Source organism: Nocardiopsis sp. NPDC057823 (assembly GCF_042797335.1).
Taxonomy (GTDB): Bacteria; Actinomycetota; Actinomycetes; order Streptosporangiales; family Streptosporangiaceae; genus Nocardiopsis; species Nocardiopsis changdeensis.
Genome location: NZ_JBHVLR010000002.1, coordinates 227472 through 243175 on the forward strand (window position 1 = coordinate 227472; position 15704 = coordinate 243175).

The 15704-nt window shown below is 73.6% G+C and carries 16 protein-coding genes, 1 pseudogene and 1 CRISPR repeat array; of the genes and pseudogenes, 9 read left to right on the forward strand and 8 right to left on the reverse strand.

Annotated elements, in window-relative coordinates; all coding sequences use genetic code 11:
- The first annotated feature begins 113 nt into the window (after positions 1-113).
- The 3 genes from ACFVNO_RS05335 to ACFVNO_RS05345 are packed head-to-tail and all read left to right on the forward strand — an operon-like array spanning position 114 to position 2804.
- A complete protein-coding gene (locus tag ACFVNO_RS05335; protein ID WP_355255528.1) occupies positions 114-1163 on the forward strand; it encodes an ABC transporter substrate-binding protein in 1050 nt (349 codons plus the stop codon).
- A complete protein-coding gene (locus tag ACFVNO_RS05340; RefSeq protein ID WP_220562244.1) occupies positions 1163-1933 on the forward strand; it encodes an ABC transporter ATP-binding protein in 771 nt (256 codons plus the stop codon). Before ACFVNO_RS05335 ends, ACFVNO_RS05340 begins: the two co-directional genes overlap by 1 nt.
- Positions 1926-2804: an ABC transporter permease gene (locus tag ACFVNO_RS05345; protein WP_355255523.1), complete on the forward strand. Its 879-nt coding sequence runs from the start codon at positions 1926-1928 to the stop codon at positions 2802-2804. The genes ACFVNO_RS05340 and ACFVNO_RS05345 overlap by 8 nt, the downstream gene beginning before the upstream one ends.
- 36 nt (positions 2805-2840) lie before the next feature.
- On the opposite strand, the gene ACFVNO_RS05350 is transcribed toward ACFVNO_RS05345, so the two are convergent.
- Positions 2841-4043: an MFS transporter gene (locus tag ACFVNO_RS05350; protein ID WP_378889570.1), complete on the reverse strand. Its 1203-nt coding sequence runs from the start codon at positions 4041-4043 to the stop codon at positions 2841-2843.
- Positions 4044-4135: 92 nt separating this feature from the next.
- Here ACFVNO_RS05350 and ACFVNO_RS05355 point away from each other — a divergent pair, with 92 nt between their 5' ends.
- Complete coding sequence (locus tag ACFVNO_RS05355; protein ID WP_378889572.1) at positions 4136-4588, forward strand: winged helix-turn-helix transcriptional regulator; 453 nt, start codon at positions 4136-4138, stop codon at positions 4586-4588.
- A gap of 468 nt (positions 4589-5056) precedes the next feature.
- Here ACFVNO_RS05355 and ACFVNO_RS05360 read toward each other — a convergent pair whose 3' ends face one another.
- Positions 5057-5482, reverse strand: coding sequence for a Rid family hydrolase (locus ACFVNO_RS05360; RefSeq protein WP_378889575.1), 426 nt, complete (start codon positions 5480-5482; stop codon positions 5057-5059).
- A gap of 125 nt (positions 5483-5607) precedes the next feature.
- Here ACFVNO_RS05360 and ACFVNO_RS05365 point away from each other — a divergent pair, with 125 nt between their 5' ends.
- On the forward strand, positions 5608-6093 hold the full coding sequence (locus ACFVNO_RS05365) for a MarR family transcriptional regulator (RefSeq protein WP_355255484.1): 486 nt from the start codon (positions 5608-5610) through the stop codon (positions 6091-6093).
- Between the two features lie 184 nt (positions 6094-6277).
- Positions 6278-7688: direct repeats of the CRISPR family, unit length 29 nt; unit sequence GTCAGCCCCGCGCACGCGGGGATGGACCG.
- A gap of 189 nt (positions 7689-7877) precedes the next feature.
- A pseudogene (locus tag ACFVNO_RS05370) lies at positions 7878-7985 on the forward strand (hypothetical protein); the annotation flags it as partial.
- 67 nt (positions 7986-8052) lie between these two features.
- Here ACFVNO_RS05370 and ACFVNO_RS05375 read toward each other — a convergent pair.
- The 4 genes from ACFVNO_RS05375 to ACFVNO_RS05390 form a co-directional block, all read right to left on the reverse strand.
- Complete coding sequence (locus tag ACFVNO_RS05375) at positions 8053-8976, reverse strand: intradiol ring-cleavage dioxygenase (RefSeq protein ID WP_378889578.1); 924 nt, start codon at positions 8974-8976, stop codon at positions 8053-8055.
- A gap of 129 nt (positions 8977-9105) precedes the next feature.
- A complete protein-coding gene (locus tag ACFVNO_RS05380) occupies positions 9106-9591 on the reverse strand; it encodes a hypothetical protein (protein ID WP_220562229.1) in 486 nt (161 codons plus the stop codon).
- Between the two features lie 168 nt (positions 9592-9759).
- Positions 9760-10356 (reverse strand): DNA starvation/stationary phase protection protein, encoded by a 597-nt coding sequence (locus ACFVNO_RS05385; protein WP_355255477.1) that lies wholly within the window; start codon positions 10354-10356, stop codon positions 9760-9762.
- Between the two features lie 233 nt (positions 10357-10589).
- Positions 10590-11804, reverse strand: coding sequence for a cytochrome P450 (locus ACFVNO_RS05390; protein WP_355255474.1), 1215 nt, complete (start codon positions 11802-11804; stop codon positions 10590-10592).
- A gap of 167 nt (positions 11805-11971) precedes the next feature.
- Here ACFVNO_RS05390 and ACFVNO_RS05395 point away from each other — a divergent pair, with 167 nt between their 5' ends.
- A complete protein-coding gene (locus tag ACFVNO_RS05395) occupies positions 11972-12424 on the forward strand; it encodes a hypothetical protein (protein ID WP_378889582.1) in 453 nt (150 codons plus the stop codon).
- 81 nt (positions 12425-12505) lie between these two features.
- Positions 12506-12919, forward strand: a complete 414-nt coding sequence (locus tag ACFVNO_RS05400) for a hypothetical protein (RefSeq protein ID WP_355255468.1) — start codon at positions 12506-12508, stop codon at positions 12917-12919.
- Positions 12920-12935: 16 nt separating this feature from the next.
- Here ACFVNO_RS05400 and ACFVNO_RS05405 read toward each other — a convergent pair whose 3' ends face one another.
- Positions 12936-14102: a PucR family transcriptional regulator gene (locus tag ACFVNO_RS05405; protein ID WP_378889585.1), complete on the reverse strand. Its 1167-nt coding sequence runs from the start codon at positions 14100-14102 to the stop codon at positions 12936-12938.
- A 490-nt stretch (positions 14103-14592) separates the two neighbouring features.
- Here ACFVNO_RS05405 and ACFVNO_RS05410 point away from each other — a divergent pair, with 490 nt between their 5' ends.
- Complete coding sequence (locus ACFVNO_RS05410) at positions 14593-15420, forward strand: aldo/keto reductase (RefSeq protein ID WP_355255462.1); 828 nt, start codon at positions 14593-14595, stop codon at positions 15418-15420.
- A 71-nt stretch (positions 15421-15491) separates the two neighbouring features.
- Here ACFVNO_RS05410 and ACFVNO_RS05415 read toward each other — a convergent pair whose 3' ends face one another.
- Positions 15492-15656 (reverse strand): hypothetical protein, encoded by a 165-nt coding sequence (locus ACFVNO_RS05415; RefSeq protein ID WP_220562222.1) that lies wholly within the window; start codon positions 15654-15656, stop codon positions 15492-15494.
- Positions 15657-15704 lie beyond the last annotated feature (48 nt).

A 15704-nucleotide genomic window follows, 5' to 3' on the forward strand; every position in this document is an offset into this window, starting at 1 on the left:
TCGCGGGCCTCCGGAACCCCGTGCTCTGACAGGGGCGCGCGGTGACTTTCACAAATCCTACTTATTAAGTAGAGTTTTGTCCGTTGTCAGACCGCACCCGAAAAGGACTCCTCATGCGTGTGCCCTCCCCGCCCCTGCGGACCGCGGCCGCGGTCCTGCTGGTCCTGGGCGCGGCCGCCACCGGATGCGCCGCGGACCCCGAGCGGGACGACACGCTGACCCTGGGCTACTTCCCCAACCTCACCCACGCCCCCGCGCTGGTCGGGGTGGAGGACGGGATCTTCGCCCGGGCCCTGGGCGACACCGCCTTCGACACCCGCACCTTCAACAGCGGCCCCGACGCCGTCAACGCCCTCTTCTCCGGCGAGATCGACGCCGCCTATCTGGGGCCCAGCCCGGCCGTCAACGGCTGGCACCAGTCCGAGGGGCAGGCCCTGCACATCGTCGCCGGGGCCGCCACCCGCGGCACCGGCCTCGTGGTCCGGGAGGGCATCGACGACGTCGAGGACCTGCGCGGCACCACCCTGGCCACGCCCCAGCTCGGCGGGACCCAGGACGTGGCGCTGCGCTGGTTCGCCCGCGAACAGGGCTGGGAGACCGACACCGCCGGCGGCGGCGACCTGTCCATCGTCCCCCAGAGCAACCCCGAGACCGTCGACGCCTTCGCGCTCGGCGAGATCGACGGGGCCTGGCTCCCCGAGCCCTTCCTCGGCCGCGTCCTCGCCGAGGACGGTGCGCACCTGCTCGTCGACGAGGCCGACCTGTGGCCCGGCGGTGAGTTCGTCACCACCCACCTCGTCGTCTCCGCCGACCTGCTCCGGGAGCACCCCGAACGGGTCGAGGACCTGCTGCGCGGACACGTCGAGGCGGTCGACCTGGTCAACGACGACCCGGACGCCACCCTGTGGGCCGTCTCCGCCCACCTGGAGGAGATCACCGGGAGCACGCCCGATCCCGACCTCACCGCCGCGGCGCTCGACAACATCGCCTTCACCGTCGACCCCGCCGCGGACTCACTGCTCACCGGAGCCGAGAGGGCCGAGGCCGTCGGCCTGCTCGACCCCGTCGACCTGACCGGAATCTACGCCCTGGACCCGCTCAACGCCCTCCTCGCCGAGGACGGCCGAGAGCCGGTCGCCGGGCTGGAAGGGGAGGGGCCCTGATGACCGCCGTCACCGACACGCCCCCGCGTACCGCCGCCGTCGAGATCGACGGCATCTCCAAGGTGTTCGGCCACGGCAGCGGTGCCGTGACCGCCATCGACGGGATGTCGATCACCGTCGGGACCGGGGAGTTCCTGTCCATCGTGGGGGCCTCCGGCTGCGGCAAGAGCACGCTGCTCTCCCTCGTCGCCGGACTCGACCGCCCCACCACCGGCACCGTGGACGTCGGGGACCACCGGGTCTCCATGATGTTCCAGGAGGCCGCGCTGTTCCCGTGGCTGAGCGTCGGGGCCAACATCGAGGTGCCGATGAAGGTCAACAAGGTGCCCCGGGCCGAGCGCCGGCGGCGGGTCGCCGAGCTCCTGGACCTGGTGCGACTGACCGGGTTCGAGCGCAAGCAGCCCCACGAGCTGTCCGGCGGCATGCGCCAGCGCGTCGCCCTGGCCCGCGCCCTGGCCCAGGACGCCGACGTGCTGCTCATGGACGAGCCCTTCGGCGCCCTGGACGCCATGACGCGCGACATCCTCCACGACGAGCTGGAGCGGATCTGGCAGGAGAAGGGGCTGACCGTCCTCTTCGTCACCCACAACGTGCGCGAGGCGGTGCGCCTGGGCGACCGGGTCGTGCTGCTGTCCAGCCGCCCGGGCCGGGTCATCTCCGAGTTCCCCGTGGAGGGCGAGCGGCCCCGCCGCATCGACTCCGCGCCCATCGCGGCCCAGGCCGCCGCCATCACCGACCGGCTCCGCGAGGAGGTCTCCCGCCATGCCTGACGCCGACGTGAGGGACCGGGACCGCGAGGTCCACGGGCTGGACGCCCTCGAACTCCAGCCCGCGCGCGGCACCGGCGCGACCGGGCTCGGCGAGAGGGCCCGCGTGCTGTGGTCGGCGACCTGGCCCAAGCTGGTCGCCGTGGTCCTGGTGCTGGCCGCCTGGCAGGCCGTGGTGTGGTCGGGGTGGCGGACCGAGTTCGTGTTCCCCGGCCCGGACAGGGTGCTGCCCGCCCTGTTCGGCGAGATCACCACGCCGGAGTTCTGGACGGCGGTGCAGGTGACCATGCGCCGGGCCCTCACGGGGTTCGCCCTGGCGCTGGCCGTGGGCGTGGTCATCGGGCTGGCGGTGTCGCAGTTCAAGCCGCTGCGGGCGGCCATCGGGTCGCTCATCACCGGGCTCCAGACCATGCCGTCGATCGTGTGGTTCCCCTTCGCGATGCTGCTGTACGGCATCAGCGAGTCGGCGATCATGTTCGTCATCGTGCTGGGCGCCGCCCCCTCCATCGCGGGCGGGCTCGTGTCCGGCATCGACTACGTGCCGCCGACGCTGCTGCGCGCCGGGCAGGTCATGGGGCTGCGCGGGGCGCAACGGTACACGGTGCTCATCATCCCGGCGGCGCTGCCGATGTTCGTCACGGGGCTCAAGCAGGGCTGGGCGTTCGCCTGGCGTTCCCTGATGGCGGGCGAGCTGCTGGTGATCATCAACCAGCAGAACTCCATCGGCTGGGCGCTCAGCCAGGCCCGCCAGCTCAACGACGCCGACCGGCTGCTGAGCTACATCATCATCGTCCTGGTCATCGGCATCGTGATCGACGTGTTCTTCAACTGGGCCGACCGCGCCCTGCGCCGGCGCTGGGGCATCACCGCCTGAGCGCACGCACGGGCCGCCCGTGCGCTCAGGCGCCGCTCACGCCCCCGCGCGCCGGTCCGCGAGCCACACCGCCAGCGCGGCCCCGGCGTACGCCGCGCCCAGCACGCTGACGGCGCCCCATCCCGCCTGCGCGTACACCCACGCGGCGGTGACCGCGCCCAGCGCGCTGCCCGACGAGTAGAACACCATGTACGCGCCGATGGTCCGGCCGCTCGACCCCGGATCGGCCGCGACGATGCGGTCCTGGCTCGTCACGTGCACGGCCTGCACCGCGAAGTCCAGCACCACCACCCCCGCCGCGAACCACACCAGCGAGTGCCCGGCCTGCCCGATGAACGGCCACGCCGCCACCGCGGCCGCCAGAGAGCCCGTGGTGACGGCCCCGCCCAGCCCCCGGTCGGCCCACCGCCCGGCCCGGGCGGCGCCCAGCGCGCCCGCCGCTCCCACCAGTCCGAACAGGCCGATCTGCGTCGTCGACAGGTGCCAGGGCCCGGCGCCCAGCGGCAGCGCCATCCCGCTCCACAGCACCCCGAACGACGCGAACAGGAACAGGCAGACCAGCGCCCGGACCCGGAACACCCGGTCGGTCGCGGTCAGGGTGAACACCGAGGCCACCGCCCGCGCGTAGCCGCCCGCCGGGCCGCGCCCGCGGGCCCGCCGCGCGGGCGGCAGGGCCACGACGGCCGCGGCCAGCACCGTCACCAGCACCGCCGAACCGGCGTACACCCACCGCCAGTCGGCCAGGTCGGCGACCGTCCCGGACACCGTCCGGGCCAGGATGACGCCGACCACCACACCGCCGGTCACCGTGCCCATGTTGCGGCCGCGCTCGGCGGGTCCGCTCACCGCCGCCACATGCGCCACGGCCACCTGCACCACCACCGAGAACAGGCCGACCACGGCCATCCCCGCCAGCAGTACGGCGCTCCCGGTGGCCAGGGCCACCAGTGCGCACCCGGCCGCGACCGCCGTGAGCTGGACCGCGATGAGTGCTCTGCGGTCCACCAGATCGCCCAGCGGCACCAGCAGCACCAGCCCCACCAGGTACCCGGCCTGGGCCGCGGCCACCACCGCCCCCGTTCCGGCCTCGGGGATCCCCAGGTCGGCCCCGATCCGCTCCACCAGGGGCTGGGCGTAGTAGACGTTCGCCACGGCCACGGCGCACAGCACCGCGAGCAGCCCCCGCACCGCCCCGGTCACGGCCTTCGGTCCGGCCCCGGGGGCCGCGCACTCGGTCATTCGCCCACCCTCGACGGATTTAGGTAGTAGTTTGAAACCAATCAGAGGCTATGGCTAAATGGTTGCGAAGTGCAACCGAAAGGTGGGGCTGCATGACGGACCCGGAATGGACCGACCCGCACTGCCCGGTCGCCCGGACCCTCGACCTCCTCGGGGACCGCTGGTCGCTCCTGATCGTCCGCGACGCCTTCGACGGGGTCCGCAGGTTCAACGACTTCCGGCGCGGACTCGGGATCGCCCGGAACATCCTCAGCGACCGCCTGCGCGCGCTCATCGCCGTCGGGGTCATGGAGCAGCGCCCCAACGAGCGCGGCACGCGCAACGAGTACGTCCTCACCGACAAGGGGCGGGACCTGTTCACCGTGGTCGTGGCCCTGCGCCAGTGGGGAGAGCGCCACGCCTTCGAGCCGGGGGAGGAGCACTCGGAGCTGCTCGTCCTCGCGACGGGCGCGCCGGTCCCCCCGGTCGCTCCCACCGCCGCCGACGGCACCCCGCTGGACGCGGCGGACACCCGTGTTCGAAAGGTGGACGACCCGGGGGAGTGAGGACCGGTCGGGAAGGGGAGCCTCCTGGCCGGTGTGTCCGCCCCTGGTCGGGCGGTGTCCGGGTGCTCTGGCGGCGGTGGTGGGCCTCGCGCATGCCCGTTCGCTCCGGCTGTGCCGGTTTCCGCTGCTTGCTTCGAGTCCGCGTCGAGTCCCGTGCCACAGTGTCCGGAGGTGATGGCTCAAGTCGCATCGAGGCGCGCATGCGCGGGGATGACGACCCGCGTTTGTCCAGGTCGTTGGCTGTCAGCCTCGCCCGCGCGGGGGTGGGCCGAAGCCCTCCTGGGCCTGTTCTCGGAGCAGGGTGTCAGTCCCGCGCGCAGGAGTGGGCTGTCACTCAAGCGCCGAGGCGGGAGCTGCCAGTGGTTCCGGCACGCGGCAGGCGGCCACCCGAAACCGGGGTGGCCGCCTGCCGCGCAAAGGTGTGTTCCGGTCTTCGGCGGCCCCCGTTCGGTCGCCGAAGACGACGGTTCAGTTCCCGGAGCCGACGATGGCGGTCACGCGGATTTCCACGCGCATGGCGGCGAGGCCGAGGGCCGTGACGCCGGTCTCGGTCCAGATGGGCGCGCGGCCGCCGAGCCGGCGGCGGAACTGCTCGGCCATGACCGCGTTGTGGTCCTCGCCGATGACCTGGTCCTCCGGCGCGACCTTGTGGTACGAGTTCACGTGGATGACGTCCTTCCAGGTCGCGCCGACTGTGGCGAGCGTGCGCTCCACATTGTCGAAGGCCAGGACGATCTCGTCCTCCAGGGAGTCGGGGACGTCCAGGTCGTCGTCCACCCCGGCCTGACCGGAGATCTCGACCCGGTCGCCGACGCGGACGGCTCCGCTGTAGCCGAGGGCTGCGTGCAGCTTCTCCCCGAAGCCCGGAGTGATGCCGAAGGTGACGGTGCTCATGGCACATCTTCCTGTCCGTAGGGGTGCGTTTCCTCTTCGATGAGTTCACGCGTAAAGTGAAGCTAGCAAGCGATGACTTCAAGCGTCAAGTGATGGCGGACCGCATCGGAAGGACGGGAAGGTTCATGGGCGACACGGCCGAGCACGAGGACGGCGAACTGCGGTGGCTCGATGAGCAGGAGAAGGCGGCGTGGACGGGGCTGATCTCCCTCGTGCTGCTCCTGCCCGGCAAGCTGGAGTCGCCGCTGCGGCAGGAGAACGGCCTCACCCTGTTCGAGTACCTCGTGCTCAGCCACCTCTCCGAGGCGCCGCAGCGCAAGCTGCGGATGGGGGAGTTGGCCTTTCTGGCCAGTGGCTCGCTTTCCCGCCTGTCCAACGTCGTCAAGCGCTGTGAACAGCGGGGCTGGGTCGTGCGGATGCCGGACCCGTCCGACGGCCGGTACACCCTCGCCGAACTCACCGACGCCGGATTCGATGTTGTGGAGGCGGCGGCTCCCACGCACCTGCGTTCCGTGCGCGCCGTCGTTCTCGACGCGTTGAGTCCGACCGACCAGAAGGCCCTGGCCCGCATCGCGGAGAAGCTCCGTATCGTTCCGGACGGCCTCGGGTGACGATCGCTCCATGGCGACGCCCGGGAGGGGTGTGGAACGCGTCGGCGGGCAACCGTGCTGTCCCTCTGCTCTCCTTGAGCCCGCTCCGGTTCTCGTGCCTCAGTGTCCGGAGGTGATGGCTCCGGCCGCGCCGAAGTGCATGTAACGCGGAGATAACGCCCCGCGTTTCCCCAGGTCGTTAACTGTCAGCCCCGCGCACGCGGGGATGGACCGGGACACGTGATGTCTGGTCTGACCGTACCCCGTCAGCCCCGCGCACGCGGGGATGGACCGGGGGTCAGGGGCTAGCGGGTAGGGACCCAACCGTCAGCCCCGCGCACGCGGGGATGGACCGGGCAAGGTGCGCCCGGAGCGTCGGAAGACGAAGTCAGCCCCGCGCACGCGGGGATGGACCGCGTGGATTTGGGCTCGTGGCCCATTTCCCGCAGTCAGCCCCGCGCACGCGGGGATGGACCGGGCGCCGTCACGAGGATCGCAATGGCGGGGACGTCAGCCCCGCGCACGCGGGGATGGACCGGCCTCGCGCCCGTACCCGCGCCGGACCACCCGTCAGCCCCGCGCACGCGGGGATGGACCGGGGTGGCGGCGGGAGGAGTTCGTCTACGCCAGTCAGCCCCGCGCACGCGGGGATGGACCGGAGTGCTTCAGCACTGACGAGCCCAAGCCAGGGTCAGCCCCGCGCACGCGGGGATGGACCGCCCGGCAACACCGACCTCGCTGTCGGCTGCCGTCAGCCCCGCGCACGCGGGGATGGACCTCCCTGTACGCCCGCCCGGGGGCGTCTACTCTGTCAGCCCCGCGCACGCGGGGATGGACCGGGGCCCCACCTATTCAGGTGGGGCCCCTTTTTGTCAGCCCCGCGCACGCGGGGATGGACCGGCGCACGCCGCGGCATTCGCGATCCCCGCCCGTCAGCCCCGCGCACGCGGGGATGGACCGAACGCGGCGGGGTGGTGGGCCTTCAACCACACGTCAGCCCCGCGCACGCGGGGATGGACCGAGAGAGTCACCCCCGCGGCCGTCGTCGGCCTGGTCAGCCCCGCGCACGCGGGGATGGACCGGAGTTGACCCCGGAGCAGCGGGTCGCCGCCGCGTCAGCCCCGCGCACGCGGGGATGGACCGCTCATCCCCTGGCCCGGTCTCACCCCCGCGCACGCGGGGATGGACCGCCGCGGTCATCAAGCACTACCCCGACGCCCCGGTCAGCCCCGCGCACGCGGGGATGGACCGACCGCGCCGAAGACCGTCCGCTACCCGCGGAGTCAGCCCCGCGCACGCGGGGATGGACCGCGGCCAGATTGGAAATCCCGCAAGGGACTCCAGTCAGCCCCGCGCACGCGGGGATGGACCGGTCGGAAACCCAACCGTCCTGATCCACAGAATGTCAGCCCCGCGCACGCGGGGATGGACCGAACGTGTCGTCGGGGACCTCGCCGCTGGCGACGTCAGCCCCGCGCACGCGGGGATGGACCGACGCCGACGGGGTACACGTCGACGGTCGGCCCGTCAGCCCCGCGCACGCGGGGATGGACCGACCGCCGGGCGCAACGAGAACAACCAGGTGCTGTCAGCCCCGCGCACGCGGGGATGGACCGCCCAGGTGTTTACCTTGGTAAACAAGTTCCCCGTCAGACCCGCGCACGCGGGTGGGCTGTTCCTGAGGGTGAGGCGTGTGGCCGTGTCGGCCCCGCACGCGCGCAGGCGGTGCAGGGCGGGGCACGGTGGTCTGTTGGCGGCACGGGGTGCCGTCGGCCGCACTGTGCTCCGCCCTTCTGGCCTAGCGGTTGCGGCACCTTTTCGGCGTCCCGCACCTACACACCCTGCGGGACGCGCTGCTGCACGTCAGCGCCGAGACCGCCTGCCATGCCGGGCACCTGGACGCTGGCCGCGAGCTGATCGACGGCCGCCAGTGGCCGGCCCGGACCCGAGGCGTCCACCACGACCCCGCACCGCCCCTGGTCACTCCTGTGGCGGGGCCGGGGGAGTGCCGTCCCCGGGCGGGGCGTCGCCCTGTGGCGGTTCCCCGCCGCCTCCGCCGCCCGGGGCGCCACCGCCACCGCCCGGCGACGCGTCCATGGTCACGCCCACCGCCACCGCCAGCGTGTACCCGTCCTCCGGCGTCCCCTCCGTCACCGGGGCCGGGGTGACCACCATGCTGTCCGGGTCACCCTCCACCGCCTGCGCCTCCCGGAACACCTGGTCCTCCTCGACCGGCGTCAGCTCCAGCACGTGCTCGGAGTACGGCTCCCGCTCCGCCACCTCCGCGCAGAACGCGTCGGAGAACAGCAGCTGCCCCGTGTGGACCGTCGTTCCGCCCTCGTAGGTCGTGCCGATCTCCCCCTCCGTGTGCACCTTGAGGTGGATGTGCGTGACACGCGGGCTGTACCACCCCGGCACGATCGTGGTGAACCGCGCCGTCCCCTCCCCGTCGACAGGCCGGATCCCCCGCAGGAACGACTGCTCTCCGCCCTCCCCGTCCTCCGGCGGCACCTCCCCGCCCGGGCTCGCCTCCGTGTACCCCGAGTAGTAGCCCCAGGCGTCGCAGTGCCAGATCTCCACCGCCACACCCTCGCCGGTCAGCGGCGCGCACCCGTTCTCGAAGTCCACCACCGTGATCGCCAGCTCCAGCGGGAACCCCTGCTTGCCTTCGGTGATGTCCTCCCGGACCAGCATCCCGTCCAGGTAGTACGGCCCCTCGGTGACCTCCGGCGACAGCACGCACACCCCTTCGGAGGCGCTCGGCGACGGTGTGGCCGCCGCTCCCGAGCCGCCCCCGGACGCCTCGGCCGAGCACCCCGCCACCCCCGCGGCGACGGCGCCGCCGCCCAGCACGATCGCCCGCCGCCGGTCCAGCACCGGCCCCCGGAACACGTTCCCGTCCATGCGTCCCCCGTCCGTGCCGGCCCCGCTCGCCGGGGCCCTGAGGGCAAGGTACGGACTCCTGCTGAGAGAAGGCCGAGAACACGGTGAGCGCCACCCGGGAGAGCCCGCGCGGGCTCCCGGGCCCCGGCCCTACCCGCGGACCGCGCCCTCGGGCCAGACCACGTGCACCGGCACCCCGTGGCGCCGGGCGGTGGCCACCGCGTCGGCGGTGCCGCCCCTCCCGGTTCCGGGCCTGCCGTCCCACACCGCGAACAGCCGCTCCACGCGGGCCAGCACCGCGGTGTTGGCCGCCGCGTACGCCTCCTCGTCGGCGGTGCGGAACGGCATGAAGCGCACCGCCGCGGCGCGCATCAGCAGCCCGTCGAACCGGTACAGGTCGTCCGCCCCGACCTTGGTCTCCCGGTAGTCGACCGACGGCAGGATCACCTCCAGGGTCCCGCGCGCCTCCCACACCGACTCGGCGAACACCTGGTCGGCCCCCTTGGCCAGGCAGGTCACCCCGACCAGCTCGGGTCCGCCGCCGAACGCCGCCAGCTCGCGGTCCAGGGCCCGCCGCACCAGGGCGGTGGTCTCCTCGCCCAGGTCGCTGTGTCCGGTGATGCCGATACGGGGCACGTCGTCCTCCGGGGGGTCGTGGCGTGGCGGGGCCACCAATCTAGCGCCGTGCCGCTCCCGCGACGGCCGCACCGCCGACGCGCCGGCCCGACCCCGCCCCACGCCGCCCCCGCCCGGGAGCACGGAAAAGGGGCCGGGCGGCTCGCCCGGCCCCGTGCGCCGTGTCCTCTAGGAGTGCACCAGCGGGGTGTCCACCAGGTGTTCGGCCACGAACCACGCCTGGAGCTCGTTCTTGCGGATGACGTCCGACACCAGCAGGTCGTTGGTACCGTCGTCGCCCAGCTCCTGCACCCGGGCCGCCGCGTCGTGCGCCTCCTCCAGGATGGTCTCGTGCGCCTCCAGCAGGCGCGAGAGCATCGCCGGGACCTCCTCGACGCCGTTCGGAGGGCGCGGGATGTTGGTGATCTCCGCGACGTGCCGGGGGTCGCCGACCGCCACGCCGCCCAGGGTCTGGATCCGCTCGGCGACGGAGTCGATGAGCTCCAGCTGCTCGTCCGCGTGCTTGTCCATGAGCAGGTGCAGCTGGTAGAAGGTCTGGCCGCGCATCAGCCAGTGGTGCTTCTTGTAGAGGTCGTGCAGGATCCTCGTGTCGCACAGCACCTGGTTGAGCCGCTGGCACGAGTACATGCGCGCGTCGTAGGACAGCCCCACCGGGAGCTGGCGGACCGTGCCGAACTCCTGGATCTCCTTGCCCTTCTGGTGCAGCCAGGGCTGGCTTCCCTTGGGCTTGGACGCCGTCCCTGACCTGTTCTCCGCGGTCGTCACCTCTGGTCCCCCTCCAGTCGATGTGACTCGTGTCCTGCGACGGGAGCCCCTGTCGGAACCCCGCCTGCCAGTCTCCGCCCCCTACCCCCCGCGAAGCCCGCATAACGGACCAATCACAGGTAAGTTTTCGGTGCTTCTTCGGCTCCCGTCCGCTCGCCCGCGCTCGGTGCCCACCGCCCCCCGGGGCCGCGGAGCAGGGCCCCGGGGGGCGGTGGCGGGAGCCCCGGAGCCGGTCAGGCCGGGTCGAACCGGACCGGCAGCGCGAACAGCCCGTGCATGATCATGCTCGGCCACCAGCGCAGGTCCTCGGCGTCCTCGGCGAGGCGCAGCCCGGGCAGCCGGTCCAGCGCCGCGTTCACCGCCACCTGCGCCTCCATCCGGGCCAGCTGCGCCCCGATGCAGAAGTGCGCGCCGTGCCCGAACGCCAGGTGCGAGTCGTTCCGCTCGGGGACGAAGGCGTCGGGGTCCTCGTAGCGGGCCGGGTCGCGCCCGGCCGCCAGCAGCGACACCAGGATCGGCTCGCCCGCCGCCAGCTCCACCCCGCCCACGGTGGCAGCCCGGCGCGGGAAGCGCCAGGTGGCGTTCTGCAGGGGGCTCTCCATCCGCAGCGCCTCCTCGATGGCCGGCCCCACCAGAGAACGGTCGGCGCGCAGCCGCTCCAGCTGGTCGGGGTGGCGCAGCAGCAGGTGGAAGAGGTTGCCGATGAGCGCCACCGTGGTCTCGTGCCCGGCCACCAGCAGCAGGAACGCCGCGGAGGTGACCTCGTCGCGGCTCATCTCCCCGCGCCGGTGCGCCTCCACGAGGTCGCCCAGCAGGTCGTCGGAGGGCGCGGCCAGCCGGGCGTCCACCAGGGAGCCCAGGTAGGAGTCGAACCAGTCGGTGGTGGCGGCGATCGCCTCCAGCTCCTCGTAGGACGAGGAGTCGATCACCGCGGCCCGGCGGTGGAACTCCGCCCGGTCCGCCTCGGGCACGCCGAGGATGTCGCAGATGATCGTGATGGGCAGCGGATAGGCCAGGTCCCGCACCAGGTCGGCCTCGCCCGAGCCGTCGGCGGTGATCCGGTCCAGCAGGCCGGCGGTCACGCGCCCGGCCCGCTCCACCAGCGTCCGCACCCGCCGCGGGGTGAACGCCGCGCCCGCCGCCCGGCGCAGCCGGGTGTGGTCGGGGGCGTCCACGTTGACCATGCTGAGCATCAGTGAAGGCCGGTGGTCGTAGGGCAGCCCGAGCCCGGCCTTGCGCCAGACCTCGTTCCCCGCGTGCGGGCTCTTGAGCATGTCGGGGTCGGCGAGCACCGCCTTGGCGTCGTCGTAGCGGGTGACGATCCACGCCCACGCCCCGCCGGGCAGGTCCACACGGTGGACGGGGGAGTGCTCGCGCAGCCACCGGTAGGCGGGGTGCGGGTCGGCCTCGAACGCGGGGCCGTGCAGCTGCGGAGGGGAGACGGACATACCGGGGCCTTTCGGGGTGTGTCTGCGGGGACCCCTGACTCCTACCCACCCGCGTACCCCGCGCCCCGCCCCCACGCCGCGCCCCGCGGCCGGTTCCGGACACCCGCCCGTCGTACGGATCCGCTACCCTCGCCCCGCACGCCCCCGAACCCCTCCCGGAGCCCTCCATGAGCTGGAACATCGTGCTGATGCGGCTGCCGCACCACGTCACCTCGGTGGCGGACCTGACCGACGACGACGCGCCGCCGCCGATCGGTCCGGCGGCCGGGGTCCTGGACCGCCTGCGTACCGCCTTCCCCGGCGTGGACCTGTCCGACCCCGCCTGGGGCTTCCTGGAGGAACCGGGAGCCCGGGGCACCGGATGGCTGCTGGAACTGGTCATCGGCGACCGGGACCCGGTCGAGAGCCTCATGGTGCGCATGCGGGGCGGCGGCAGCGTGCCCGCCGTGCTGTACCTGGCCGACCTGTTCGACTGCCGGGCCCTGGACCTGTCCTCCGGTGACATCGTCACCTGGGACGACTGGGAGCAGGACGGGGGCTCCCGCGCACGGTTCCAGGAGGACCTGGCCCGGGCGCTCGGGCGCGATCGGGGCCGTGCCGCTCCGGACGGGGGCGCGTGACCGGCCGGTTCCGGAGACTCACCCGTCGTACGGGTCCGCTACCGTTCTCCCCGTGCCCCACCCCCGAGCAGAGGAGACCCCGTGAGCTGGGACGTACTGCTGATGCGCTTCCCCGAGGACGCCGTTTCCGTGGACGACCTGTCCGACGACGACCCGCCGCCGCCGATCGGCCCGGCGGCCGAGGTCCTGCACCGGATCCGCACGGCCTTCCCCGAGACGAACCTGTCCGACCCCACGTGGGGCATTCTCGAGGACAGGGAGGACGGGTGGTCGATGGAGCTGGGCATCGGCTCCGAGGACCCGGTCCAGAGCATCATGCTGCACATCCGCGGCGGCGGGGACCCCGTGACCCCCCTGCGGCGCATGGCCCGCCTGCTGGACTGCCGCGCCCTCGACTGCTCGGACGGGGAGTTCTTCTCCGACGAGGGGGGCGGGGAGTCCTGGGAGGAGTTCCAGGCCTACCGGGACCAGGTCATCGGGCGGAGCGGGGACTGACCCCCGGTCGCCCCGGTCAGGGGGCGATGGCGCAGGCCGTCTCCAGGACGAACCGGGACCACGGCCGGTGCGGGTCGTGGCCGGTCAGCTCCCGCACCCGGCGCAGCCGGTAGCGCAGGGTCTGGGCGTGGACGTGCAGGGCGTCGGCGGCCGCGGTCGCCGCGCCCTCCCGGAAGTACGCGCGCAGCGTCTCCAGCAGGTGCGCGCCCGACTCGGTCAGCAGCGGCCCCAGCACGGCCCGGCGCACCGCGTCCGGGGCGACCGGGCCGCCGTTGAGCAGCGCCAGCACACAGGCGTCGGCCTCGCCGAGCAGCCCGCCGGTCCCGAACGCGTGCGGCGGCGCCGTCTCCAGGGCCCCGTCGGCCAGCCGGTAGGCCGCCGACACGTCCGCCAGCGGCCGCGGCGCCGGGATGCAGCCCCGCCAGCGGCCGCCGTCCAGCGCCCGCGCCGCCCGGCCGGCGTCGTCGGGTGCCAGCAGCAGCACCGCCCGCCCCGAGCGCGTGGTCACCAGCGGGTCGCCGCCCGCGGGTTCCATCCGGGCCGCCAGCTCCAGGGCGCCCGACACCGTCACCGGGGTCCGGTCGCCGACCGGTTCGGCCACCACCAGCGCCCCCGGGTCCGGCGGGGCGATGCCCAGGGTGCGCGCCCGGTCGCGGATGGCGCCGCGCGAGGCCTGTCGGCCGATGACCAGGTCGTCCAGGAAGGTGCGCCGCGCCCGTTCCAGGTCCGCGTCCATCCGGCGGGCGGTCTCGGCGTGCCCGGCGGCCAGGCTCTCGGAGATCTGGTCGATGGAGGTCATCCACAGTTCGCTCAGAGCGAACACGTCCGCGGTGCCGAGCCGGTCGCCCGCGCACTCGGCCACGGCCCGCACGGCCGCCACCGACCCCACCCGGTGCGCCCGCACCACGGCGCCGATCGACCGGCCGTCGGCCGCCCGGCTGCGGCCGATCTCCCGCAGCCGTTCCACGTCCTCCGCGGCCAGCCGGGTCGCCCCGGCCGCCCACAGCTCCAGGGAGCGGGTCACCAGCCACGCCGTGATCGCCCGCACCTCGGCCAGCTGCGACCCGTGCAGCGCCCGGTAGGCGGGCACCTCCGCGTGCACCTCGGCCACGATCCGCTCCACCAGCGCGGCGCGGTCCCGCATCAGCTCCGCGCCCACCGCGGCCCGCCGCTCCCGTCCCATCCCCGCCCCTCACCTCGTCGTCGCCCGGCCGGCGTGCCCCCGGACCGTCGTACCCGCGGACTCCGTGCCCGCGCGCGGCGCCACCCGTCATGCCGCGCGTCCGCGGACCACCGTGCCCGTACGCCGCCGCCCGGACGGCGTGCCCGGGCCGTCGTGCCCGCGCGCCGCGTCACGCGCCACGTCGCGTTTCTGCCGGTCACCGTGCCCGTACGCCGCCGCCCGGTGGCGTCTACGTCGGCGTCCTCGGACACCCCCGGCTACGCCCGTGCGCCGCCACGGTTCGGCGGCCCCCGCCACCGGATCGGCGGTGCGATCGGCGGCCTCCCGGGTAAAAAGCCCTTACGGCGGCGGTGCAGCCACCGGAGCGCGGCCGGTCCGCCGTGGCAGTATGCCAAGTGTGCGGCCCGGGGGAGGCCGCGGGCCCGCCGACGGCCCTTCGGCGGGAGGCGAGGGCGTTACGGGCCGACGGGGGATGACGGCGATGAGGACGATGACGGTTCCCGAGCTCACACTCAACAACGGGCTGCGCATACCGCAGCTGGGCCTGGGCGTGTGGCAGGTCCCCGACGACCGGGTCGTCGACGTGGTCACCACCGCGCTGGAGACCGGCTACCGCAGCATCGACACGGCCGCCGCCTACGGCAACGAGCGCGGTGTCGGCGAGGCGCTGCGGCGTTCGGGCATCGACCGCGACGACCTGTTCGTCACGTCCAAGGTCGCCAACCCCGACCAGGGCTTCGACGCCACCCTGCGGGCCTTCGACGCCACCCTGGAACGCCTGGGCCTGGAGACCCTGGACCTGTACCTGATCCACTGGCCGCTGCCCGCCCGGGACCTCTACGTCCCGACCTGGAAGGCCCTGGAGCACCTGTACGCGGAGGGCCGGGCGCGCGCCATCGGGGTGTCCAACTTCCAGATCGCGCACCTGGAGAGGGTCATGGAGGAGGGCGGCATCACGCCCATGGTCAACCAGGTCGAGCTGCACCCGCTGCTGGCCCAGGCAGAGCTGCGCGAGTTCGACCGGCGGCACTCCATCGTCACCGAGGCGTGGAGCCCGCTCGCGCACGGCCGCCTCGTCACCGACGACACGGTCATCGGGATCGCCGAGGCGCACGAGCGCACGCCCGCCCAGGTGCTGCTGCGCTGGCACATCCAGCTCGGCAACGTCGTCATTCCCAAGTCGGCGACGCCCGAGCGCATCCGCGCCAACTTCGACATCTTCGGGTTCGAGCTCACCGACCAGGAGATGGACCGCATCGGCGCGCTCGACCGCGGGGCCAGGACCGGCCCCGACCCCGACGCGTTCGACGGCGACTGACCGTTCGCCGCCCCGCGTTCGCGGGACACCTCCGGCGGACGCGCCGCCGGGAGCGTTCCGCCGGGTCCGGCCTAGCTCTGCCGCAGCTCGCGGCGCCTGCGCGCGCCGGCCAGGGTGGCCTCGGTGCCCTGGCGCTTCATGCGCATGACGTAGACGAAGCCGCCGACGAAGATGGCGGCGAACAGCGCGAGCACCGCGACGAGGGCGAGCGCGGACAGCAGGAAAGTGATCGACATGGGCTCATCGTAGCCGCCCGCCCGGGCGACTCCCAGTGGGGTGTCCGC

Coding starts and splice junctions, on each gene's coding strand:
- ACFVNO_RS05335 (WP_355255528.1), top strand. CDS start 114: ATGCGTGTGCCCTCCCCGCCCCTGCGGACCGCGGCCGCGGTCCTGCTG.
- ACFVNO_RS05340 (WP_220562244.1), top strand. CDS start 1,163: ATGACCGCCGTCACCGACACGCCCCCGCGTACCGCCGCCGTCGAGATC.
- ACFVNO_RS05345 (WP_355255523.1), top strand. CDS start 1,926: ATGCCTGACGCCGACGTGAGGGACCGGGACCGCGAGGTCCACGGGCTG.
- ACFVNO_RS05350 (WP_378889570.1), bottom strand. CDS start 4,043: ATGACCGAGTGCGCGGCCCCCGGGGCCGGACCGAAGGCCGTGACCGGG.
- ACFVNO_RS05355 (WP_378889572.1), top strand. CDS start 4,136: ATGACGGACCCGGAATGGACCGACCCGCACTGCCCGGTCGCCCGGACC.
- ACFVNO_RS05360 (WP_378889575.1), bottom strand. CDS start 5,482: ATGAGCACCGTCACCTTCGGCATCACTCCGGGCTTCGGGGAGAAGCTG.
- ACFVNO_RS05365 (WP_355255484.1), top strand. CDS start 5,608: ATGGGCGACACGGCCGAGCACGAGGACGGCGAACTGCGGTGGCTCGAT.
- ACFVNO_RS05375 (WP_378889578.1), bottom strand. CDS start 8,976: ATGGACGGGAACGTGTTCCGGGGGCCGGTGCTGGACCGGCGGCGGGCG.
- ACFVNO_RS05390 (WP_355255474.1), bottom strand. CDS start 11,804: ATGTCCGTCTCCCCTCCGCAGCTGCACGGCCCCGCGTTCGAGGCCGAC.
- ACFVNO_RS05395 (WP_378889582.1), top strand. CDS start 11,972: ATGAGCTGGAACATCGTGCTGATGCGGCTGCCGCACCACGTCACCTCG.
- ACFVNO_RS05405 (WP_378889585.1), bottom strand. CDS start 14,102: ATGGGACGGGAGCGGCGGGCCGCGGTGGGCGCGGAGCTGATGCGGGAC.
- ACFVNO_RS05410 (WP_355255462.1), top strand. CDS start 14,593: ATGACGGTTCCCGAGCTCACACTCAACAACGGGCTGCGCATACCGCAG.
- ACFVNO_RS05415 (WP_220562222.1), bottom strand. CDS start 15,656: ATGTCGATCACTTTCCTGCTGTCCGCGCTCGCCCTCGTCGCGGTGCTC.